The 21,870-nt window shown below is 55.2% G+C and carries 17 protein-coding genes; 7 read left to right on the forward strand and 10 right to left on the reverse strand.

The features are described 5' to 3' along the window. Window positions 1-89 precede the first annotated feature (89 nt). A complete protein-coding gene (locus H8B13_RS10900) occupies window positions 90-1,334 on the forward strand; it encodes an NAD(P)/FAD-dependent oxidoreductase (RefSeq protein ID WP_187310813.1) in 1,245 nt (414 codons plus the stop codon). Window positions 1,335-1,484: 150 nt separating this feature from the next. On the opposite strand, the gene H8B13_RS10905 is transcribed toward H8B13_RS10900, so the two are convergent. Next, a complete protein-coding gene (locus H8B13_RS10905) occupies window positions 1,485-1,679 on the reverse strand; it encodes a hypothetical protein (RefSeq protein WP_187310814.1) in 195 nt (64 codons plus the stop codon). A gap of 221 nt (window positions 1,680-1,900) precedes the next feature. On the opposite strand from H8B13_RS10905, the gene lpdA reads away from it, so the two are divergent. Continuing rightward, the gene (gene lpdA / locus H8B13_RS10910) at window positions 1,901-3,295 is read left to right on the forward strand and encodes a dihydrolipoyl dehydrogenase (RefSeq protein ID WP_187310815.1); all 1,395 of its coding nucleotides are present in this window, start codon (window positions 1,901-1,903) and stop codon (window positions 3,293-3,295) included. 61 nt (window positions 3,296-3,356) lie between these two features. Here the strand turns inward: lpdA and H8B13_RS10915 are convergent, their stop codons facing one another. Next, window positions 3,357-4,277 carry a DMT family transporter gene (locus H8B13_RS10915; protein WP_187310816.1) on the reverse strand — a complete coding sequence of 307 codons (921 nt, stop codon included), beginning with the start codon at window positions 4,275-4,277 and terminating at the stop codon, window positions 3,357-3,359. Window positions 4,278-4,448: 171 nt separating this feature from the next. Here H8B13_RS10915 and H8B13_RS10920 point away from each other — a divergent pair, with 171 nt between their 5' ends. From H8B13_RS10920 to H8B13_RS10930, 3 genes are all read left to right on the forward strand, one after another. After that, entirely contained in the window at window positions 4,449-5,780 is a 1,332-nt protein-coding gene (locus H8B13_RS10920) for a replication-associated recombination protein A (RefSeq protein WP_187310817.1), read from the forward strand. A 203-nt stretch (window positions 5,781-5,983) separates the two neighbouring features. Further along, window positions 5,984-7,744, forward strand: coding sequence for a signal peptide peptidase SppA (gene sppA, locus H8B13_RS10925; RefSeq protein WP_187310818.1), 1,761 nt, complete (start codon window positions 5,984-5,986; stop codon window positions 7,742-7,744). A 185-nt stretch (window positions 7,745-7,929) separates the two neighbouring features. Continuing rightward, on the forward strand, window positions 7,930-8,748 hold the full coding sequence (locus tag H8B13_RS10930) for a purine-nucleoside phosphorylase (protein ID WP_187310819.1): 819 nt from the start codon (window positions 7,930-7,932) through the stop codon (window positions 8,746-8,748). Window positions 8,749-8,832: 84 nt separating this feature from the next. Here the strand turns inward: H8B13_RS10930 and H8B13_RS10935 are convergent, their stop codons facing one another. The 4 genes from H8B13_RS10935 to H8B13_RS10950 form a co-directional block, all read right to left on the reverse strand. Beyond that, window positions 8,833-9,672 (reverse strand): DUF4249 domain-containing protein, encoded by an 840-nt coding sequence (locus tag H8B13_RS10935; RefSeq protein WP_187310820.1) that lies wholly within the window; start codon window positions 9,670-9,672, stop codon window positions 8,833-8,835. A gap of 33 nt (window positions 9,673-9,705) precedes the next feature. Next, window positions 9,706-12,057: a TonB-dependent receptor gene (locus H8B13_RS10940; protein WP_187310821.1), complete on the reverse strand. Its 2,352-nt coding sequence runs from the start codon at window positions 12,055-12,057 to the stop codon at window positions 9,706-9,708. Between the two features lie 221 nt (window positions 12,058-12,278). Next, window positions 12,279-12,587 (reverse strand): thioredoxin, encoded by a 309-nt coding sequence (gene trxA / locus H8B13_RS10945; protein ID WP_187310822.1) that lies wholly within the window; start codon window positions 12,585-12,587, stop codon window positions 12,279-12,281. A gap of 197 nt (window positions 12,588-12,784) precedes the next feature. Then, a complete protein-coding gene (locus H8B13_RS10950; RefSeq protein WP_187310823.1) occupies window positions 12,785-13,234 on the reverse strand; it encodes a hypothetical protein in 450 nt (149 codons plus the stop codon). Between the two features lie 281 nt (window positions 13,235-13,515). Here H8B13_RS10950 and H8B13_RS21680 point away from each other — a divergent pair, with 281 nt between their 5' ends. Together H8B13_RS21680 and H8B13_RS10955 are read left to right on the forward strand one after the other, a co-directional pair. Next, window positions 13,516-13,836, forward strand: coding sequence for an HNH endonuclease (locus H8B13_RS21680; protein WP_410054432.1), 321 nt, complete (start codon window positions 13,516-13,518; stop codon window positions 13,834-13,836). A gap of 75 nt (window positions 13,837-13,911) precedes the next feature. Next, complete coding sequence (locus H8B13_RS10955) at window positions 13,912-14,976, forward strand: DUF6687 family protein (RefSeq protein WP_187310824.1); 1,065 nt, start codon at window positions 13,912-13,914, stop codon at window positions 14,974-14,976. A 6-nt stretch (window positions 14,977-14,982) separates the two neighbouring features. On the opposite strand, the gene H8B13_RS10960 is transcribed toward H8B13_RS10955, so the two are convergent. The 4 genes from H8B13_RS10960 to H8B13_RS10975 form a co-directional block, all read right to left on the reverse strand. Then, window positions 14,983-18,420 carry an AAA family ATPase gene (locus tag H8B13_RS10960; protein ID WP_187310825.1) on the reverse strand — a complete coding sequence of 1,146 codons (3,438 nt, stop codon included), beginning with the start codon at window positions 18,418-18,420 and terminating at the stop codon, window positions 14,983-14,985. 4 nt (window positions 18,421-18,424) lie between these two features. Beyond that, window positions 18,425-18,910, reverse strand: a complete 486-nt coding sequence (locus tag H8B13_RS10965) for a hypothetical protein (RefSeq protein ID WP_187310826.1) — start codon at window positions 18,908-18,910, stop codon at window positions 18,425-18,427. After that, window positions 18,911-20,140 (reverse strand): exonuclease subunit SbcD, encoded by a 1,230-nt coding sequence (gene sbcD / locus H8B13_RS10970; RefSeq protein WP_187310827.1) that lies wholly within the window; start codon window positions 20,138-20,140, stop codon window positions 18,911-18,913. A 126-nt stretch (window positions 20,141-20,266) separates the two neighbouring features. After that, complete coding sequence (locus H8B13_RS10975; protein ID WP_315985127.1) at window positions 20,267-21,715, reverse strand: MBL fold metallo-hydrolase; 1,449 nt, start codon at window positions 21,713-21,715, stop codon at window positions 20,267-20,269. Window positions 21,716-21,870 lie beyond the last annotated feature (155 nt).

A 21,870-nucleotide genomic window follows, 5' to 3' on the forward strand; every position in this document is an offset into this window, starting at 1 on the left:
GAAGGTAGCAAGGCTGGGCAATTTCCGCTAACCAATCCTGGCGGCGGGGCAGCCGGCATTCAAAAGGCATTGTACCTTCGCCCTGACTTATGCGTGAAATTGATATCTGCATTCTTGGGGCCGGGCCGGGCGGTGCGACAGCAGCCCTGCACCTTGCCAACGCCGGCCAGCGCTGCCTGCTGCTCGACCGCGCCACTTTTCCCCGCGACAAAATCTGTGGTGATGCGCTCAGCGGCAAAGTAGTAAGCGAGTTGCGCCGCATCAACGAAAATTTGCCCCCCAGACTTGCCGCCGACGCCACTCAGCTGCCCGCCTGGGGCATCGACTTCTTCGCGCCTAATGGCCGCCGGCTCGGCATTCCCTTTCGGCCCAACTTTAACAAAGCCACCGACCCAGCCGCCGGCCACATCGCCAAGCGCATCGACTTCGATAATTTCCTAGTAGAAGAAGTCCGTCAACGTCCTGAAATTGAGTTGCTGGAAGGCGTGGACATCACCCAGCACGAGCGCACTGCCGACGGCCGCTGGCACTTGCGCACTTCGGATGGCGCAATAGAAATCAAAGCCAAACTGCTGCTCGTGGCTAATGGAGCTCAGTCAGCGTTTGCGCGGCAGATTGGCGGACATCAATTGGAGCCTGATCATCATTGCGCTGGCCTGCGGGCATATTATCAGGGCGTGACGGGCTTGAGCAAAGACAACTTTATCGAGCTGCACTTTATTAAAGAGTTCTTGCCCGGCTATTTGTGGGTTTTCCCATTGCCTAATGGTCAGGCCAACGTGGGCGTAGGCATGCTGAGTAAAACCGTGTCGCAGAGGAAGATAAACCTGCGCCAGCGCCTCACCGAAATTCTGGAAACGCACCCCGCTTTGCGCGAGCGATTCAAAGACGCGGAGCGCCTGGGGCCGGTGCGCGGTTTCGGGCTGCCGCTGGGCTCGAAGCGCCGCTCCCTCTCCGGTGAGGCCTATATGCTGCTCGGCGATGCTGGCTCCCTCATCGACCCTTTCTCCGGCGAAGGTATTAGCCACGCCATGGTCAGTGGCCGCCACGCTGCCGATTGGGCCGTGCGGGCATTAGCCGCGCATGATTTCTCGGCTGACTTTCTCAAAGGGTATGATGGGGCCGTGTACAATCGTCTGTGGCAGGAGTTGCGACTGAGCCGGGCTATGCAGCGCCTGCTAGCATTTCCGTGGTTGTTCAATGTGGTAGCCAATCGCGCCGCTAATAACCCCACGCTGGCCGAAACAATCAGCAATATGTTCCTAGATCTGAATCTGCGAGAGCGGCTGCGTCAACCGAGCTTCTATGTGAAGCTTTTATTAGGTAGTAAGTAATCATTCCGCTCAAATTCCAACAGGCCGTCATGCAGAGCGGGAGCGAAGCATCTCGCCAGCGGTAGCAGGATTACTACTCTATCATCAGCACGCGAGATGCTTCGCTCCCGCTCTGCATGACCGCCTTGTGTGATAACTGAGTGAGCCTATTTAAAGGGTCGAATCAGGTGGGGCGGTGCTGAGCGAATCGAGGTTGCGGGGGGCGGCGGGCTCACGCTCTATGGCCCGGCGCGCTGATGGAGTCGACTTGTACTTGGTCGGCGCTTCCTGTTCGGGCGTGGAGGCGCACTGCGTAGTGAGCAGCAGCAAGGCGGCCCCAAATAAGCAGAGTAAGGCTGTTTTCATATTACTAGAAAGTAAGGACGAAGCCCAAACCGGACCAGTTGTCACGTGGTTATATATTGTACGGTGAGGCCACGGCTGGGGGGCAAATTCACGCGCTTTTTACTTAAAACCAGCTACCCAAAACCTTATTGTTGAGAGTAACAAACGCTGGTTATCTTTGCCCGGCTCGGGCGGCTGGCCTTCCGGACGAAATTTTTCTATCTCTTCTCAAGCACAAGAATATGGCATTGCAATATGATCTGGTCGTGGTGGGTAGTGGGCCGGGTGGCTACGTAGCCGCTATTCGGGCTTCCCAGCTGGGGCTGAAAGTAGGCGTAGTAGAGCGCGAGTCGTTGGGGGGTATTTGCCTTAACTGGGGCTGTATCCCAACCAAAGCGCTGCTTAAGAGCGCCCAGGTATTTGAGTATTTCAAACACGCCGAGGACTATGGTCTGAAGGTCGAAAACCCCAGCTACGATTTCGGTGCAGTAGTGCAGCGCAGCCGCGGCGTGGCCGATGGCATGAGCAAGGGCATCAACTTCCTGTTCAAGAAGAATAAAATTGAAACTGTATCGGGCACCGGCAAACTGCTGGCTCCCGGCAAAGTTGAGGTGACGAAAGCCGACGGCTCGAAAGAAACCGTAGAGGCCAAGCACATCATTCTGGCCACTGGCGCCCGCTCGCGCGAGCTGCCCAATCTGCCCATCGACAACAAGAAAATCATCGGCTACCGCAAGGCCATGACGCTGGAGCAAATGCCCAAGCGCCTCGTGGTAGTAGGTTCGGGCGCTATTGGCGTTGAGTTTGCGTATTTCTACCGCGCCATGGGCTCGGAGGTAACCATCGTGGAATTCATGCCCCGCATCGTGCCTGTAGAGGACGAAGAAGTGTCGCGGCAGATGGAGAAGTCCTTTAAGAAAATGGGCATGACCATTCTCACCAGCGCCGAAGTAACCAACGTGGACACCAAAGGCGAAGGCTGCAAAGTGACAGTGAAAACTGCCAAAGGCGACCAGCAAATTGAATGCGACGTGGTGCTCGCCGCTGTGGGCGTGCAAACCAACCTCGAAAACCTGGGCCTCGAAGAGCTGGGCATCAAAGTAGAGAAGGGCCGCATCATCGTGGACGAATTCTACAAAACCAACGTGGACGGCATCTACGCCATCGGCGACATCGTGCCTGGCCCAGCGCTGGCGCACGTAGCATCTGCTGAAGGCATTATCTGCGTGGAAGCCATCACTGGCCACCACCCTGAGCCGCTCAACTACCAGAACATCCCCGGCTGCACCTACGCCCAGCCCGAAATTGCCAGCGTCGGCATGACCGAAAAGGAAGCCCGCGACAAAGGCCTCGACATTCTGGTAGGTAAATTCCCTTTCTCGGCCTCAGGCAAAGCCAGCGCCGGTGGCGTAAAAGACGGCTTTGTAAAAGTTATTTTCGACGCCAAGTACGGCGAGTGGCTCGGCGCCCACATGATTGGTTCGAACGTGACCGAGATGATTGCCGAGGTAGTCGTAGCCCGCAAGCTCGAAACCACTGGCCACGAAATCATTAAGTCGGTGCACCCGCACCCAACCATGTCGGAAGCCATTATGGAAGCTGCTGCCGCTGCTTACGGTGAGGTAATTCACTTATAATTCGTCTTTCTTACTAAAAAAGCCCCCCAGCAAATTGCTGGGGGGCTTTTTTAGTTAAGGGTTAATCCTGCACCGGCTCCAGCGGAACCTGCGGCCTTGGCTTGCGGCTTACCAAGAAAACACCGCCAAAAATCAAGGTGGCTTGCAGGGCCCGGCCCCAGGTAAAGTGGTCTTTGCCTAAGCTCACGGCAATAAGTACGGCCAGTACCGGCTGCAAATAAATATACACGCCGAGCAGGGCAGGGGAGGCATATTTGAGCGCCCAGTTATTAAGCAGATACGCAATAATAGTCAGGAACAGGACCATATAAATCACTTCGGCCCAGATGTATAGCGGGAAGTGTGCATAGTCGGTAGTAAATGCGTCGCGCCAGCCGAAGGGCACTGCCACCACCGCGCCCACCAGAAAAATACGAGCCAGCACGGTGAAGGCGTTGTACTTGCGCATGAGCGGCGTCACGAGCACCAGATACACACCAAACGCTGTGGCATTCAGCAGAATAAGAATATTGCCCAGCGTAGCATTTGGGTAAATGGCGTCGGTAGGGTTGCGACTGAGAATAAGTGTAGCAGCACCTATGGCTCCCAGCAAAATACCCCCCACGCGGGCTTTCGTGATTTTTTCGCCCAGCAGCACTGCCGAAGCCAACACCACCACGATAGGCGCAATGGTTTGCAGCAACGATGCATTAATGGGCGATGTGTAGTTCAGCCCCGAAAAAAACAACAGCTGGTTGACCCCAATTCCCGTGACTCCGCAGGTGATGGAGCGCACGTTGTCGGCGCGGCCCTGAATACGGTCTTGGGGGGCAATTAGGCGGCTGAGCACGGCAAAAAATAACGCCGCGCCCACAATACGCAGTGTCACGATGCCAAATGGGCCCATATACTCGGGCATAACATCCTTGGAAAGACTATAGTTGGCAGCATAAATCAGGGCTACCAGAAACAAGGCCGCGTGCACGCGCAGGGAATTTTTCATCGCCGGCAAAGGTACGTGTAGCAGGAAGCTTCTATTGTGCCTTTTGTTCAGCTAAAGTTATCTGTCCTTAGTACTGCACCATCTGCCAGCCGAAGCAGTAGCTTACTTGAAGCATTCTTCATTCGGCCGGCCCCAACGTTACATTTGGACTTCGTTTTACGTTATCCTTCCATGACTACCGGCTCCCTCTTCGATTCTGAACCTACGCCTGTCCAAACCGCAAAGCCCAACTCAAATGCTCCGCTCGCGGAGCGTCGGCGCCCACGCACACTCGCTGAGTATGCTGGCCAGCAGCACTTAGTGGGACCGGAGGGCGTGCTGCGGCGCTATCTGGCTGGGGGGCGTTTGCCGTCTATCATTTTGTGGGGTCCGCCCGGTGTAGGCAAAACAACCCTGGCCCATTTGCTGGCCGACGAGCTGAAACAGCCTTTCGTAGCCCTGAGCGCCATCAATGCTGGCGTAAAAGACGTGCGCGATGTGATTGAGAAAGCCAAGTCGCGGCCCGGTACGGTGCTTTTTATTGACGAGATTCACCGCTTCAGCAAGTCGCAGCAGGATGCATTGCTGGGCGCGGTGGAGCGCGGCGTGGTTACGCTTATTGGCGCCACTACCGAGAATCCCTCGTTTGAAGTGATTCCGGCCTTGCTGAGTCGGGCGCAGGTGTACGTGCTGGAACCGCTGAGCAAGGAAGTACTGACGGGTTTGGTTGACAAAGCCCTGACCGAAGACGAGATTCTACAGCGCAAAAAGGTGCGCGTAGCCGAGTACAACGCCCTGCTCACCATATCCGGAGGCGACGCCCGTAAGCTGCTCAATCTGCTCGAAATAGTAGTAGAAGCCAGCCCAGCAGACGTGAAAACGGGCGAAACCGTCATCACGGATGCTTTGGTGCAGGAACTGGCGCAGCAACACCTCGCCCGCTACGACAAAGGCGGCGAGATGCACTACGATGTTATTTCGGCCTTTATTAAAAGCATCCGCGGCTCCGACCCCAATGCCGCTTTGTATTGGCTGGCCGTGATGTTGGAAGGTGGTGAAGATGTAAAATTTATTGCCCGCCGGCTGCTCATTCTGGCTTCCGAAGACATCGGCAACGCCAATCCCAATGCCCTGATGCTGGCGCAAAGCTGCTTCCAGGCTGTCACGGTAATCGGCCTGCCCGAAAGTGACATTATTCTGGGGCAAACTGTTGTGTATCTGGCTACTAGTGTGAAGAGCAATGCCAGCTACAAAGGTATCCGGGAGGCGCGGGCTCTGGTGCGTGAGCAGGGCGTGCAGTCGGTGCCTATTCCGTTGCGCAACGCACCCACGCGCCTCATGAAACAGCTCGGCTACGGCCAGCAATACCAGTATTCGCACAACTACGAAGGCAATTTTGCCCCCCAGGAGTTCTTGCCCGAAGCCCTCAGCGGCACACGCTTCTACGACCCCGGCCACAACGCCAGCGAGCAGAAGCTACGCGAGCGGCTACGACAGTGGTGGGGGGCAAAATATGAGTATTGATGGTGCAACGAAGCCTCACCCCCTAGCCCCCTCTCCTAGGGGAGAGGAGGAGCTAGCTTTTAGTTTTTCTAATTTTTAGTTGATTCTAGAAATCTAGTTTTAGAGCTAGTTCCTCCTCTTCCCTAGGAGAGGGGGCTAGGGGGTGAGGCTTCGTTGACTAAACCCTTCTACATTTGTTAAGCACTCAGATAATCCCCTTTCCAATGAGACAGTTTTTTAAATTCGTACTAGCCACGCTGGTCGGTCTGATGGCATTTGCCTTCGTCGGCTTTTTGCTGCTTGTGGGCGTTCTGGTGACGGCCGCCAGCTCCGAAGATGAGGTAGAAATTGCCCAGAATTCGGTGCTGGAGCTGAAGCTCGATCAGCCTATTTCGGAACGTGAGAACCCGGAGTCATTGGGCAGCCTGATGGGCGGCGGAAGCAGTGCCAGCAGTGGCCTGGATCAGATAAAAGGAGCCATACGGCGCGCCAAAGAAGACGACAACATCAAGGGTATTTTCCTGAATGTGGAACTGGTGCAAGCTGGTATGGCCACCTTGGAAGAGATTCGTAATGAGCTGATCGACTTTAAGAAGTCGGGCAAATTTGTGGTGGCCTACAATGATCTGGCTTCTGAGAAGAGCTACTACCTGGCCTCTGTCGCCAACCGGATTTACCTGAATCCGCAGGGCACACTGGAGTTCAATGGCTTAAGCTCGGAGACTTACTACTACAAAAATCTCTTCGAAAAGCTGGGTATCGAGCCGTATATCTTCCGGGTAGGTTCATTCAAGAGTGCCGTAGAGCCTTATTTCCGGGACAGCATGTCGGATTCGGCGCGGCTGCAAACCTCGTCGTTTCTGAATTCGATGAACGACTTTATGCTCAGCCACGTGGCGAAGTCGCGCAAAATTGCCCCCGCCCGTCTGCGCGTCATCTCCGACTCCATGCTGGTGCACAACGCCGACGATGCTAAGCGTCTCGGCTTGGTTACCAACCTCGGCTACTACGATCAGGCCCTGAGCTTCATGAAAAAGAAAGTGGGCGTGGACGAGGACGAAAAGCTTGGCCTCGTTAGCCTTGGTACTTACCAACGTGGCGAAGACGAAACCAGCGGTAGCGGCTCCAAGCGTATTGCCGTCATCTATGCCGATGGCGACATCGTGACTGGCAAGGGTGGCAACAATGATATCGGCAGCACTCGTTTTGCCGAAGCCATTCGCCAAGCCCGCCTCGACGACAAAGTGAAAGCCGTAGTGTTGCGCGTCAACTCCCCCGGCGGCTCGTCGCTGGCCTCCGATATTATTTATCGCGAAGTGGTGCTGACCAAAAAAGTGAAGCCGATTGTGTGCTCTATGTCTGATGTGGCTGCTTCGGGGGGCTATTTTATTGCCATGGCCTGCGACACCATCGTGGCTCATCCGAACACCATCACGGGTAGCATCGGCGTGTTTGGCGTGTTGCCCAATATTCAGCCCTTGCTGCGCGACAAGCTCGGTATCACCACCGACCGCGTAACTACCGGTAAGTTCTCCGATTTGCCGACTATTACGCGTCCGCTCACGGCTTTTGAACAGCAGCAGCTGCAAGCGGAAGTCAACCGCATCTATGCCGACTTCACGACTAAAGCCGCCAAGGGCCGTAACATGCCTGTAGAAAAGCTGCGCGGCTACGCCTCCGGTCGGGTGTGGTCGGGCTCAGAAGCTAAGGAGCGCGGCCTCGTGGACGTGCTTGGCTCCTTTGAAGATGCCCTGCGCATTGCCGCTCGTCGCGCCAACTTAGACGAGGGCGACTACCGCCTGCAAAGCTTGCCCCGCCAGAAAACGTTTGTCGAAAACATCTTCGAGAGCTTTGGCTTGGAAGCGCGGCAGCAACTGGTAAAGCAGGAGTTAGGCCCGCTTTACCCCATGTATGAGCAGTATCAGAAGCTTATCAAGCTAGAAGGCGTGCAGGCGCGCATGCCATTTGAAATGAACATTGAGTAAGGTAACTCAACGTTTTTTTAAGAGAACGTCATGCCGAGCAGCGCGAAGCATCTCGCGTGTTTAGTGGGAGTACTAACCTGATATCAGCACGCGAGATGCTTCGCTCCCGCTCGGCATGACGTTCACCGGATTAAGCCATCTTCTTTGCATTCGTTTTATTTTAATTCTCGTTCAAAAAGCCCCCTATGCAGCAATTGCGCGAAGCCGCTGACCACATCCGCCGCCAACTCGGCGACTTCCAACCTGAATTCGGAATTATCCTCGGCACCGGCCTAGGAGCCCTGGTAAATGAGCTGGAAATTCAGCATGAGTTCTCTTATGACGACTTGCCCCACTTCTCGGCTTCGACCGTTGAAAGCCATTCGGGGAAGCTGCTGGGGGGTATTTTTGCTGGGCGGCGGGTGTTAGTGATGCAGGGCCGCTTTCATTACTACGAGGGCTACACCATGCAGCAGGTGGTGTTTCCGGTGCGCGTGATGAAGCTGCTGGGCATTCAGAAGCTCTTCGTAAGCAATGCCGCCGGGGGGCTAAATCCCGACTTTGCGATGAGCGACCTTATGCTCATTGAAGACCACCTGAATCTGCTGCCCACCAATCCGCTCATCGGGCCGAATTTGGACGAGCTGGGGCCGCGCTTCCCCGATATGCTGGAGCCCTACGATCCGTCGCTGTTGGCCCAGGCCCAGCGCACGGCCCACGACCTAGGATTCACTAATTATGTACGCCGTGGAGTGTACGCTAGCTTGCCCGGCCCAATGCTCGAAACGCCCGCCGAGTACCGCTACCTGCGCACCATCGGGGCCGATGCCGTGGGCATGAGCACGGTACCGGAGGTCATTGCCGCGCGTCAAATGGAACTGCCTGTACTGGCTATTTCCGTCATCACCGATTTGTGCTCGCCCAGCAAGCTCAAGAAGGTTGACATTGCCGATATTCTGCGCGCCGCCGCCGCTGCCGAACCTCGCCTTACAGCCCTGATTCGGGCGGTGATAGAGCGTCAGTAGATTTCGATTTAACATTTCGAAAAAAGCCCCCTAGATAATATCTGGGGGGCTTTTTCGTATCATAAGGTTTGAATTATGCCTGCTTTACGGAATTACCAAGGAGCGCCTTTCGTAACTCAGAATCGTGAATACGCCTATACCGCCCTGCACCGTGGACTGCACGGCGGCGGGCTGGCCGAAGGGGTTGCCGTTGGCATTGCGCGCATTCTGAGTCGATTGCAGAAAGCGGTAGTATGGCTCGTCGAAGTGATAAAGCGAGACAATCAGAGAGTCGCCGGGGTCGAAGATGTAACTGGTACCTAACGTCACTTCCTTGCCTTCGTTGAGGCGATCTTCAAGAGTGTAGTCTACCTCCGGTTCTTGGGAAATACTGTCGCGGTGAATCTGGAAGCGGTAGAAGTCAAGGGTTCCCAGGGGGTCGCGGAAACGAGCCAGTACAATCGCCTCCCGCAGCTGAGCCGGCCGGTCGTTGAAGTTAAACTCCACCGTATCGAGTGGCACGGGGGTGGGCATTTTAGCAGTACCCGTCACTACTCGGCCTTTCTTATCCTTTGCTTCCAGCGTAAATACATCGCCGGGCTGAATTAGAAGCCGGTTTCTGCCGCGATGCGTGTACACTTTACCGGTCACAAAGTTGAAACCGGGGTCATAAAGGAGGGTTTCGCGCTGCCGATTTGGGCCCGCAATTACCACCGTCACATCTTCCGGCACCACTGGTATGGGCGACGACAGGTAAGGCGCCGTTTCGCTCACAGTGAGCTGCGCGCGCTGGTTGGGCTCCAGGTAACACTCAATTACTAACTGAGCAGGCCCGTTAGGAATAACCACGTCGATGTCCTGCTGCAAGTTATCGCAGCTCGCAAGCCCCACTAGCAGCACCAGCGGCAATAAGCGCTGGGTGCTGAACGCCAGTATGTTTTTCAAATACAGTCCCATAGATCGAAACACAGTCAGCGGTCAGAATTTGAAATTGTAGGTTACGGAAGGAATAATCGGAAACAGCGACACCTGCCGGGCGCGGTAGCCGGTTACCTGCTCCGTATCGGGGTCCTCTACCTGGTCGAAATACACGAAGTAAGGATTGCGCCGATTGTAGGAATTGTACACGCTAAACGTCAGGTCCGACTCATCGAACCAGCGGTTGGGCTTCATATTCCAAACCAAACCTAGATCGAGGCGATGGTATGGGGCCAAACGGTAGGAGTTGCGGTCGGGGTAAATGGGCACGGCCACGGCTTCGGCACCATATACTTCCTGAAATACAAAGCGACCCTGTGGCAGGGTAGTGGGTGCCCCGGAGCTATACACGAAAGAGCCAGTCAGGTTCAAACGCTCGTTGAGCCGATGCAGCACCACCACCGTGAGGTTGTGGCGGCGGTCGTAGGTAGGGTAGAAGTCGTCGCCGTTGTTGATGCCTGTTGTACCGCGCTGGGGGGCAAATTTGCGCTGGCTCCAGGCCAGCGTATAGCCTACCCAGCCCGTAGTGCGGCCCGTTTTCTTCTCCAGATACAATTCGTTACCGTAGCTCCAGCCTTTGCCAAACAGAAACTCTTCATCCAGGTCGGAGTTCACGAATAGCTGGGCGCCATCCTTGAAGTCAATCTGATTTTGAGCCCACTTGTAGTATACCTCGTTGGTTAGCAGAAATTGTCCCCCACCGAGCAAAAAGCTCACCCCAGTAGCCACCTGCTGGGAGCGTTGCGGCTTCACCGACTTCCGCGACGGATACCAGATATCGGTGGGCAGCGAAGCTCCCGAATTGGTGACCAGATGCACGTACTGATACATAAGGGCGTAGCTGGCTTTCAACGACGTGTTGGGCGTGAGCGAGTAGCGCGCCGCCGCCCGCGGCTCTAAGCCCGCATAACCATCAGAGCCGCTTTGGAAACCGGTTAGACGCAGGCCGTATTCCAGTTGCAGCTTGTCGGTGGGCTTGAAGTTGTCGCTGGCGTAGAGAGCAGCTTCCTGACCACGGTAACTTACGTCGGAGCCAATGTCGAGGCGGCCGTCTTCGCTGCCGGCTTGCAGGCGCCCCACGCCAAAGATGTGGTCGGTGGCGGTGGCGCCAAACTTGAGCGTGTGGCGCTCATTGGGCTGGTACTCAAAGTCCGTCCGTAGGGCGATATCGCGAATATCGGAGGCGAGATTGAAGCTGAACTGGTCGATTTTGTTGGTGACATCGTACTCATAGCGCGTAAATGACGCCGTGGTATTCACAAACAGCTTCGGCGAAAAGACGTGATTCCAGCGCAGGGCACCCACCGTATTGCCCCAGGTAAAATCGAAGTTGAAGCTGCTGGCACTGTTAAAGCCGAACACGTCGCGGCCATAGTAACCCGTCAGAAAAATCTGGTCTTTATCGCCGAGCTTATAATTGGCTTTGGCGTTGTAATCGGCGAAATAGTAGTTAGGAATGGGATTGTACTCCGGATCGTCAATGTTCATTTTATTGATCTGGCGCGTAAATACATCGAAGTAGGTGCGCCGCCCCGACAGAATAAACGAGCCTTTATCCTTCACAATGGGGCCTTCCACCGTGAGGCGTGAGGATATGAGGCCAAGACCTCCGCTCACCCCCAGCTTTTTGGTGTTGCCCTCGCGCAGCTTCACATCCACCACCGAAGATAATCGCCCCCCAAACTGCGCCGGAAAGCCGCCTTTGTATAGATCCACGCTTTGCACGGCATCTGGATTGAACACCGAAAACAGTCCAAACAAGTGTGAGGGGTTGTACACTACAGCCTCATCGAGCAAATACAAATTTTGGTCGGAAGAGCCGCCGCGCACGAACAGGCCGCTGGTGCCCTCGCCGCCGTTCTGCACTCCCGGTTTGAGCTGTAATGTTTTCAGCAAATCGACTTCCCCAAACAAAGCCGGCAGCAGCTTGGCCTCGCGGGTAGTGAGGCGCTCCACGCTCATTTGGGTGGTTTGCAGCTTTTGCTCCAAGGTACCTGAGCCTTCTACTATTACCTCTCCCAACTCATTGGCTATCTGAGGCAAAACGAAAGAAATGCGCTGCGTACGATTCACGTTTATCTCCCGCGCCACCGTTTCATACCCAATAAAGGAGATAACCACTTCGTGGCGTCCCACGGGTAGGGGCAGGGAGTAGAATCCCTTCTCATCAGCCGTTACGCCAGTATTCAGCGCTGGTACGGCCACGGAGGCACCCGGCAATACGCCCTGATCGGTGGCGTCGCGCACGTAGCCGCTCAGCGTAACGGTGGCCTGGGCCAGCGCTAATTGAGGCAACGTGCACAGAATCAGTAAGAAAAGAATTGACTGGATAAAGGGTACTACTACACGCATAGCTTGACAACGAACAGGATCATAAATGTACTATGCGGGCTGGAAGGCATTTAGAGACAAAAACAAGATAACAATTGCAAAAGACAAGTAGCTGGCTCTGCGCAGGCTTACAAACGGAACTCCTCTGTCTGAAAGTGATAGCCACAAAACAAGCTAGCCCACTTTACAGCGGGATAACAGCCGGGAAGAAAAAAAGGCGGCTGGGGGGCAAATTTGCTGTGCTACTGAATCACAGACCCGATAGCCTGGCTGAGCTGCTGGGCCGGCACCACCCCCGACTGCCGCCACACGGGCTGGCCTTTGTGGAAGAGAATAAGCGTGGGAATGCCTTGCACACGGAACTGCTGTGCTGCCGCCGGGTTTTTATCTACGTCCACTTTAATCACTTTTACCTTTCCCTGGTGCTGGTTGGCTACTTGCTCCAGAATGGGCGCCATCGTTTTGCAGGGGCCGCACCAGTCGGCATAAAAATCGACCAGCACCGGCATTCCGGGGCTGCTGATGAGTTCGGCGAAAGACTTTTTAGGCATGATCTGAGGTATAAACGACGCTGAAACTATTAAAATAGGTAACCGCCAGGCGAACAAAAAGCCCCCCAGCCCGACCTATTACTACGCAATTGCCGCCAAAAAGGGACGCGTTGCTACCACAGACGCACAAAAAAAAGCCCGGCGCTGCAACGCCGGGCTAGTACTAAGTGAGGAAAGGAGAAAACAAAAAAAGCGAATTATTTGCGGTTATCCACTACCGTCACATCGTTGGCTACCGCAGGAAGCTCAAAACGCCCCCCAACAACCCGCTTTCCAGCTACCCGACACTCCCAAGCATACTTACCTGGTACGGCACGGGCGGCCTCACCTTTCTCCGTTTTAAAGTAATCGGGCTCCGAAGGCTCCGATGGGAACAGCACATCTATACCATTCTTACCCTTCTCCACTTCCTTGGTCAGCAAATACTCTCTGCCCGATGTTTGATCTACTACAATAAACGTAGCGGAGTAAGTACCCAACTGACCAAATTTATCCATTACACCTAATTTGATGTACGCATCGGTCGAAACCAACCAGGTTTGCGCGTGGGCCTTCGTCGGCGTTAGCACGATCAAAGCCAGGAAAAAACCAGCGACCCGCAGTAAAAGTGCAAAGCGCCGAGGTAAGCGAAGAGTAAGAGTTTGCATAGGGAAAGTGGTAAAAGTGGTAAAAAAGACGAAGTTTATTTTTAGGACTATTTTTATTAATTCTTGAACTTAATTTGTTAGGCAATCGGTTAATTATAGCCAAAAAAATCGAAAAATGAGTATCAGGTCAAATCTGAGAACTCGTTTTACTGTTGAGATGCTGCAACAATTTTTAGAATTTATTCGAGTATAAGCATTTAGGATGAAACTTGTTTATTACAATACGCTTCTACTGAATCTCTCTGCTATCATCGGGCCAACTTCTTACATAATTACATTTTATGTCCCGCCGACGCTTCAAAAATGTTTCTGCAAATTCTGTGGCAAGTCCTGAGTCTCAGTGTGAGTTATGTGAGCGGCATGTGCGTTTTGTATCGCGCCACCATCTCATTCCACGTGAAGAAGGCGGTCGGCATGGGCCTACAGTGGCTCTCTGTCAACCTTGCCATAGTACCGTACACCTGCTGCTCACCAACCGGGAGTTGGCTAAAAAATATTTTTCAGTTGAGGCCTTGCGGGAAGCGGAGGAACTTCAAAAATACTTGCACTGGGTGCGTCGTAGTCGTATAGAGCATATCTCCAACCGTCGCAGGCGTCGCTAACATCCCCGCATCGTTTGATGAGAGAGTTTGTTCTTGCTCTTTTATTTCCCTTTCTCCACTCAACAGGTTCTGCTTTTGGCGCATTATTTCGTTCCCTTCGCGGAGGCTAAGCAACAGCCCACCATTTTAGTCGATAGTACGGGCCTGCAGGCGGCGCTGGTATTAGCCCACTGGCGCGGAGCCGCTACGCCCGTCGCCCTCCGCGACGATACCAGCTCTGGCTCGGTACTCAGAGCTTTGCGCGCCCTCCACACGCCAGGGATGGAAGCTCAGGCCGTGAGTGCCAACCATTTTGATGTGGATGGTTTCGTAGGCGTGTGGAGTTTGCTCAATCCCGCGTTGGCCTTGCGTCATGAGCCACTGCTGCGTCTGGTAGCCACACTCGGCGACTTCCGCGAACTGGACTGGGCTGATCCGCTGGCCGATGATGCGTTGAAGCTGGTGTGCTGGCTCAATGCCAAGGAAAAGGACTTGTTTTATCCGCCCTTCGGCGCGCCAGCTCTGCGACGCAGCGAAGCCGAAGCTTCGGCCGAGAAATTCGCCTGGTTTCTGCCTGCCTTCGGCGAAATTTTAAAAAACCCGGAGCTGGGGCGCGCCGCCTGGGAACCTGAATACGCGCGGGTACGCAGGGCCATTGAGGTGATGCAAAGCCCTGCTACGCGCCTTGTTCGTTATCCGGAGCTGGGTTTGGTGGTCGTGCACACGCCCGAACCGCTGCCGTATTACGCCTTGTTTGGCCCCACAAGTGGCTTAGACATCGTGCTGAGCTGCTACAATGGTCAGCGCTACGAGCTAGAGTATAAATATACCACTTGGATTGACTTAGAATCGCGTCCCACGCTGCCGCGCCTCCCGCTAAACGACTTAGCCTCCCGCCTGAGTAGCCTGGAAAAGCCCCCCAGCACTTGGGTTTTCGATGCTATCACCGATACGGGCCCCTTACTGCGTCTGGGGGGTAAAAAACTCAGCAAAGCCCAGCGTTACGCCGACCCCGACCAGCGACCTATCGAACAATCTTCCATTCCAGCCGAGGTGTTGGAAAAGGAGGTGGTGACGTTTTTTCGCAAAGGCTACGCAGGCATTACGCCCCGCCGTTATTGGACCTGGGCTGAAATGAAGGCCGTTGGGGGTTTAGTTTAAATAGTTTTAGTCATTCTCTCCAAACCCAACCACGCGCAGCGTACTAATGCCCCCCACACCTTTGCGGACATTAATCTGCGTAGTTACGCGCTCCTTCAAGGCTTCTACGTGCGAGATAATCCCGATCATCTTGCCCGTGCCTTGCAGAATTTCGAGGGCGGTGAGGGCCACTTCCAGCGCGTCAGCATCCAAGGTGCCAAAGCCTTCGTCGATGAACAGCGTTTCGATCTGGGTTTTGTGACCCGCTAGTTCCGATAAACCCAAGGCTAGCGCCAAACTTACCAGAAAGCTTTCGCCCCCGGAAAGCGAGCTCATGGAGCGGGTGCTGTCGGCCTGGTAATGGTCTACAACCAGCAAATCAAGATACTCCTGCGGGTTGCGGGCAATGCGGTAGCGGTCGGTGAGGCGGGTGAGGTGGCGATTGGCTAGCTCCGTGAGGCGCGTGAGGGTGAGGCCCTGGGCAAACTCGCTGAACTTTTTGCCGTCGGCCGAACCAATAAGCTCCGCCAATTGACGCCAACGCCTAGCTTCCTGTTGCTGTTTTTCCAGCGTAGCCGCCAACTCGGCGTGCCGCTCCAAGCCTTGGTGGTGGTCCTGGAGGCGCTGCCGCTGCTGTCCAAGCTGCTGATGCAAGTCGGCCAGATTTCGCTCCGCCGCGCGCAATTGCTCTCGTATTGCGTCTGCTGATTCGAAGGTTAGTTCTTTGCTCTGTTCCAACTCGAGCTGCTGAAGTGCTTCTGTGAGTGCACTTTGGGTAGTGAGCAGGGCGCGCTCGTGCGTATGCAATTGTTCAGCGAGGCGACGCGCTTCGAGGTCGGGGAGAAGGCGGGCGCGAAGCTCATCCGGGCTGGGGGGCAAATTAGCGGCTTGCAAGTCAGCTATGAGCTTAGCTTGGAGCTGGTCGCGCTCCTGCTGTTCGCGGGCTGTTTCCTGGTTTAGCTGCCGCAGCCGCTCGTCGGTGCGGGATAGCTGGCTTTCGTGCTCACAGAAGGCTTGGTGGCTGCGCTCGTACGCATCCGTCAGTGTTTTTACGGTATTCATCAGCTGCTGGCGTGCCTGCGCTACATCCACGCCCGCAAAGAACTGCTGTCGCTGCTGCCGTTGCCGCTGAATTGCCTCGTGGTGGCGCACCAGCTCAGCTTTGCGGGTAGTAAGCCATTCCTGCGTTTCGGTTAGGGCTTTTTTCAATTCTTCCCCCTGCGCCTGGGCGGCGGCGCGCTGGCTTTCGGCCCTATTTAGCGCTTCTCTTTGCTGCTCATACTCAGTGGTAAGCTGCTCTAGCTGCCCCATCAGGGCCGTGCCATTATCGCCTGTGAAGGTGAGCTGAAAATACGCCAGCATACTGGTTACCTGCTCCCGAATCTTGGGAGTCCGGTCGCGGGCATCTTCCAGCTTTTCGGTGAGTTCAGTCAGTTTTGCTTCGGCCTGTCGCTTTTGCTCCGTGGCCAGCTGCTGCTCCCCGTGGGCTTTGGTGCGAAGCACCGTGGCCGCGTGGTGTTGGTCCTGCAACTCGCGCAGACGCTGAGCCAGCGCCCGCGCCTGCTTGGGGGCCATTTCTTCCTCTTCTACTGACAGCGGGCGGTGAATTTGTAAGTTCTCCGTCGAAATTTGCCCCCCAGCATTCTCCAGCATGCCCACCGCCGTCAGCAGCTTCTGCACACGGCCATTCAGGGCTCTTACTTGTTGACCCAATAATTCTTCCCGCTCTTTGTCGCGCTGCAACGAATCAGTGGTTACTCCTAGCGCACCCAAGGCAAAGGGATGCTCAGCGGCTCCACACAAGGGGCACGGCTCGCCAGCTACCAAATAACGGCGCGCTTCCTCATGACTTAAAATCAACTGCTGGGTTTGGACCAGCGTACGCAGATCAGTCAGGTGTTTTTCCTGGACAGCGTGCTGGTCCTGCAAGCCTGCTGCAAACTGTTGCAAGCGCCCCATCCAAGTGTCTCGCTCGGCTTCTGTTTGCTGCTGAGTCGTTGCTAATTCAGTCGCTTGTTTTTCAGCATCGGCCTGCCGGGCTGTCGCCTGCGCGCCTAGTTGCTGGGCTTGTTGCAGCGCCGAAGTCTGGATTTTTTGCTGCGTTGTCAGCTCTTGCAGCTCCCGGTCTACGTCGGCCAAGTCTTCTAAGTGACTGCTAAGTTGGGGCCGAATGTTGGGCAACTCCGTTCGGCGACCATGCAACGTGAGCCAAGCGGTAAGTTCTTTTAGCTGCTCGCCCAGACGGCTCGCCTGACTAATAGCCTGCTCATACTCTGCTTTTTGCCGCTTGCACTGCTCGTTGCGCTGCTCGTATTCCTGCTTTTCTTTGGTGAGCTGGGCTTCCTCTGCCTGAAGTACCGCGTCTAGCTTCTCTGCCTCCAGCAGCTTCGGATTTTGCTCCTCCTGATTCGCTATAGCCTCGTCGCGGGCTTGCTGCGCGGTAGCTCGACTAGTCTGCACGGCGTCAAGCTGCTGTTGCAACTGTGGGCGCTGCTCCCGCGCTTGGGCAGCTTCACGATGCATCCGCTGCAACCGAGTATCAGCAGCTTGCAGCAACTCCCACGGCGTGCGGAAGGGCAGCGCTTGCTCGTGCGCAGTTAGGCGCTGACGCAAAGGAGCTAACGTTTCTGCCTCGGCAGCGAGAGTAGCGAGGGTTGTTTGGGCCCGCTGCTGGCGGGTGGCTAAGTCAGCGAGTTTGGTGAGCCAGGTTAGGGCTTCCTGTAGCTTTTGCTGGGCAGCTGTGCTGGTTTGCGCCTGCTGCTCAATAGCGGCCATTTCGGTTTCGATGGCCGATACTTCTTCATTTGATAGAAGCGTAACGCCCGCCAAACCTGTCCGCAATACCTCTACCTGTTGGGCTTCCTCTTTGGCTTTGCGGAAGGCAAAAACCGAAATATCAGAGTACTTGCGCGTATCTGTAATCTTCTCCAGCAGCTGAGCTCGCTCGCCCGCAGTTGATTTCAAAAACCGCGTAAACTCGCCCTGAGCTAGCAGCACCGAGCGCAGAAACTGTCGATACTCCAAGCCACTGAGCTCCGCCACGCGGGCCGGAACCTTGGATTTATAGCTCTCTATTATGGGCCAATTGTCCTCAGCAGCATCGGTGGGGCCGCTAGGTTCTTCACTGAGCTCCATGCGCGAATCCTGCAGTTTGCCCTCAGCTTTCTTGCGCGCCCGATATTGTCCCCACTTCGAGCGGTAGCGGCGCCCATTCACCTGAAATTCCACTTCGGCCCAGCTCTCGCCCGTACCGTGGCTCATTACCTGCTCCACGCCGCCCTCATGGCGAGGCACCTGCCCATACAAAGCCAGCGTAATAGCGTCAAGAATAGTGGTTTTGCCTGCGCCCGTGGGGCCGGTAATGGCAAAAAGGCCCGCGTCGGATAGAGGCGAGTGGCTGAAGTCAATTTCGTGCTGTCCGCGCAGCGAATTGAGATTGGAGAAACGGACGCGGAGTATTTTCATGTACTTATAAGTCGTATTCTAAGCAGTAAGCTTTCTGATTCTTAGCATCATACCAAAGGATTTGATACCACCTATTTTGCTCTCCACGCCAATACATTGGTAGAGTTTCTACATCGCTAGACTTCCACCAAGATTGTTCCGTAGCTATATTAAATGGGCGCAAATCAAGAGGCTTATTAACCATTTTATTATGACGAATGATGGCGGTAATTAAAGCGGAGTCACTAGTAAAACTAAGTTGATAGGAGTGGTCAATACCCATCTCGTCAGAGTAGGCATAAATATTACTCGCTCCTGCTGATGCTGAGATACCGAAGTGTTCCTGGAAGCGTTTTTTATTGAACTCTGTATCCGGCTGATTGGCATCATAATGCCGGATAACCTTGTCTGTAAGACGTCTCCATAAAAGGCTGCTGTATCCTTGTAGCCTACCACATGAACTAAGAAATAGTAGAGAAGTACTTAAGTAAATCAAGAGATGCTTCTTCATCTATTTTGCCTCCCGCATCAGTTCCAACAACTCATCAAAAGCGCTTAGTAGCTCCGTTCGCGCTTCTTCGGGCTCTTCCTCCAACCGTTTCTCGAACACCTCGCGTTCAGTGAAATCGTGGAGGCTGCGGGTGAGCGGTTCGGGCTCGTCGCCGAGGGGCCGAAGAGTCAGCAGGCGGAAGTGGCGGCGCGCTAGTACTTCAAGCTGAGTGCGGTCAAGTTGAGTGATAACTGCCAACAGCTGTTCAGCCACTTCTAGCTGTGAAAGCTCAGAGCGCACTTCTACATCGGCCCAGGCAGGTAGCTGATAGCCAGCATTGTCGTAGGCAGCCAGGCGCACCAGCACTTCATCAAGCGGGCCATGGAAGCGAACCAACCGTCGGGCGCTGGGAACTGGCAAGGCTTCAATACCAAGGCTCTGGGGGGCAAATTCCAGCAGCAAAACCTCTTTCGGATGGTCTATTTCGGAAAAAGACAGCGGAATAGGCGAGCCCGAATAGCGGATATGCTCCCGCCCACCCACGCGCTGAGGGCGGTGCAAATGCCCCAAAGCCACATAGTCGAATACCGTGGGGAAGTGGTCGGCGGTGACTTGGCCCAGGTTTCCGACGTGAATGGTGCGTTCCGAATCGGAGGGGGAGGCGCCGGCCGCGTAGAGATGGCCGGTCGCCAGTACGGGCACGCCGGCAGCCTTTAACTGCCACACCATTTCTACCTCCGATACGCGCAAATAATGGTCGGCAATGCCTTGGCGAATTCGCGCTTCCCGCTCCTCGGCTTCTTCGCCCGGCACCGATAGGCGCACATCACGGTCGCGGAGAAAAGGAATGGCGCATACCACCAAGCCTGGCTTTCCCTCGGCGTTATCTAACACAATGACCTGATCCTCAAAGCAGTCGGGCACGCAGCCGACCACGTGCACGCGCAGGTGGCGTAGCAGCCGGGCGGGAGCATTGAGCGTAGCTGGCGAATCGTGGTTGCCGCCCACCAGTACTATGTCGCGGCAGTCGGTGGCCTGCATTTGCAGTAGAAAGGAATAATAGAGCTCCAGGGCCGCATTGGAGGGCGAACCGGTATCGAAGATGTCGCCGGCCACTACCAACACTTCTACGCGCTGCGCCTGTATGGTTTCGACCAGCCAGCGCAGAAAATGACGGTGCTCCTCGGTGCGCTCGTGGCCGCCATTGAAGCGTTGGCCCAAGTGCCAATCGGCGGTATGTAGTACACGCATAGACTTCAAAGATAAAGCGCAATCAGGAGGTTCCCACAGCACAAAAACGCTGAGGTGCGCTAAGGATCATAAAATGACCTCAGCGCACCTCAGCGTTTTACTCTAAGAGCCTCCGGGAAAGCTCGACTAATGCACGGCCTGCGACTGAAACTCCGTCACGGCTTCGCCTAAATCGAATACCTCTGCTTGAGGCAAGGCCACTTGCAGGATGCTGCTGCCCGCCGCCGAGCGGTAGCCGCCGGCGCAGTGTACCAGAATAGGCTTGTCGGTAGGCACTTCGTGGGCTCTTTCGCGCAGCTCCGGCAGCGGAATTTTTAGCGCATCCGGAAAAATAGGATGCTGGGTTTCAGCGCGGTTACGAATGTCTACGATAGTGAAGTCTTCGGACCGCTCGCGTACCCGGGCCAGGTCGAGGTCGGAGCTGGTAACCGGGAGCTGAGAGGGAGTGAGAAGCGCGCCTTCAATATTGGTTTCGTAGCCAATCTTGGCCGATTTGCGGATCACCGTGTCCAGCGCAATCTGGGTATCGGCCAGCAGATAAAATTTCTCCTTTGGCCCAACTATGGAACCCAACCAGGTTTCAAATTTGCCGCCATCCATCAGATTGATTGCTCCCGGCAAATGACCGGCCCGGAACTGGGCAGCCGGCCGCGTATCAATAATCAGGGTGCCGGGTACCAGCTCAGTGGCCGAATGCACGCGGGGTACGGCCCGCACGCTATCCTCAAAAGGCTGGGCACCGAGGCGGTTCAGCACCACGTCATGCCCGAAATACTTGGGCACAAAGGGCTGATCCTCCAGAAGTACTTTAATAAACTCCTCCTGCGACATGGGTTGCAGGGCGTAATTGGTTTTCAGCTCTTTACCAATGCTGCTGTCCAGATCGGTGCTGGTGGTTTTGCCGCAGAGCGAGCCAGGGCCGTGGGCCGGATACACGCGCGTTGTGGGGGGCAAAGTCATCAGCTTTTGGCGGGTGCTTTGGTAAAGCTGGCCGGCTAGCTCTTCGCGCTTGTGGCCACCCACAGCCTCTTCCTCGCGCAAGTCGGGCCGCCCAACGTCGCCCACAAAAAGCGTGTCGCCAGTGAAGACGGCGCGGGTTTGGCCCAGCTCATCAATCAGCAAGACAGAAATGCTATCGGGCGAGTGGCCGGGGGTATTAATAGCGTGCAGTTCGACGTTTCCCAGCGTGATACGGTCGCCGTCGTCGAAGGGCTGATGCGGATAAAGCGCTTTTACCAGCTTGCTGCAATAAATAGTTGCGTCGGTTTCCTCGGCTATTTCGAGGTGGGAGGAAACGAAGTCGGCGTGCGGATGGGTCTCAATAATGGCTACGATGGAAGCGTCGTGCTCGTCGGCGAAATCGTAGTAAGGTTGCGGATCGCGGGCTGGGTCGATAATGGCCACTTGGCGGCCGGAGCGGATAATGTAGCTAGCGTGGGCAAGGCCCTTATCATAAAACTGTTGAATCTGTACCGACCCGGTACTACTGGGCAAGGGGCTCATGGTGGTAGGTTGTGGTGGCGAGGCGACGCACTTCGTAGCGAAGATGCGGCCGGCGGTTAGGCCAGCGCTCATTTTCAAATATAAGAAGGCGCGGCCTTCTCTAACAGAAACTGCAAAAAACCAACCTAAGTTTAAGGACTAAGCAAATGATTGTCAAGCGGATGCTTGGTTAAATTAAGTATAAGATGCTGTTTGGATGAGCTTGCTTACTGGCTCAATCAGCATGT

Source organism: Hymenobacter sp. BT188 (genome assembly GCF_014333585.1).
In the GTDB taxonomy this organism is placed as follows: Bacteria; Bacteroidota; Bacteroidia; order Cytophagales; family Hymenobacteraceae; genus Hymenobacter.

Excerpts from the sequence above, each read along its gene's own strand:
- H8B13_RS10915 (WP_187310816.1), bottom strand. The coding sequence starts at position 4,277 with ATGAAAAATTCCCTGCGCGTGCACGCGGCCTTGTTTCTGGTAGCCCTG.
- H8B13_RS10905 (WP_187310814.1), bottom strand. The coding sequence starts at position 1,679 with ATGAAAACAGCCTTACTCTGCTTATTTGGGGCCGCCTTGCTGCTGCTC.
- H8B13_RS10960 (WP_187310825.1), bottom strand. The coding sequence starts at position 18,420 with ATGAAAATACTCCGCGTCCGTTTCTCCAATCTCAATTCGCTGCGCGGA.
- H8B13_RS10940 (WP_187310821.1), bottom strand. The coding sequence starts at position 12,057 with ATGCGTGTAGTAGTACCCTTTATCCAGTCAATTCTTTTCTTACTGATT.
- H8B13_RS21680 (WP_410054432.1), top strand. The coding sequence starts at position 13,516 with ATGTCCCGCCGACGCTTCAAAAATGTTTCTGCAAATTCTGTGGCAAGT.
- H8B13_RS10965 (WP_187310826.1), bottom strand. The coding sequence starts at position 18,910 with ATGAAGAAGCATCTCTTGATTTACTTAAGTACTTCTCTACTATTTCTT.
- H8B13_RS10900 (WP_187310813.1), top strand. The coding sequence starts at position 90 with ATGCGTGAAATTGATATCTGCATTCTTGGGGCCGGGCCGGGCGGTGCG.
- H8B13_RS10920 (WP_187310817.1), top strand. The coding sequence starts at position 4,449 with ATGACTACCGGCTCCCTCTTCGATTCTGAACCTACGCCTGTCCAAACC.
- H8B13_RS10950 (WP_187310823.1), bottom strand. The coding sequence starts at position 13,234 with ATGCAAACTCTTACTCTTCGCTTACCTCGGCGCTTTGCACTTTTACTG.
- H8B13_RS10975 (WP_315985127.1), bottom strand. The coding sequence starts at position 21,715 with ATGAGCGCTGGCCTAACCGCCGGCCGCATCTTCGCTACGAAGTGCGTC.
- sbcD (WP_187310827.1), bottom strand. The coding sequence starts at position 20,140 with ATGCGTGTACTACATACCGCCGATTGGCACTTGGGCCAACGCTTCAAT.
- trxA (WP_187310822.1), bottom strand. The coding sequence starts at position 12,587 with ATGCCTAAAAAGTCTTTCGCCGAACTCATCAGCAGCCCCGGAATGCCG.
- lpdA (WP_187310815.1), top strand. The coding sequence starts at position 1,901 with ATGGCATTGCAATATGATCTGGTCGTGGTGGGTAGTGGGCCGGGTGGC.
- sppA (WP_187310818.1), top strand. The coding sequence starts at position 5,984 with ATGAGACAGTTTTTTAAATTCGTACTAGCCACGCTGGTCGGTCTGATG.
- H8B13_RS10930 (WP_187310819.1), top strand. The coding sequence starts at position 7,930 with ATGCAGCAATTGCGCGAAGCCGCTGACCACATCCGCCGCCAACTCGGC.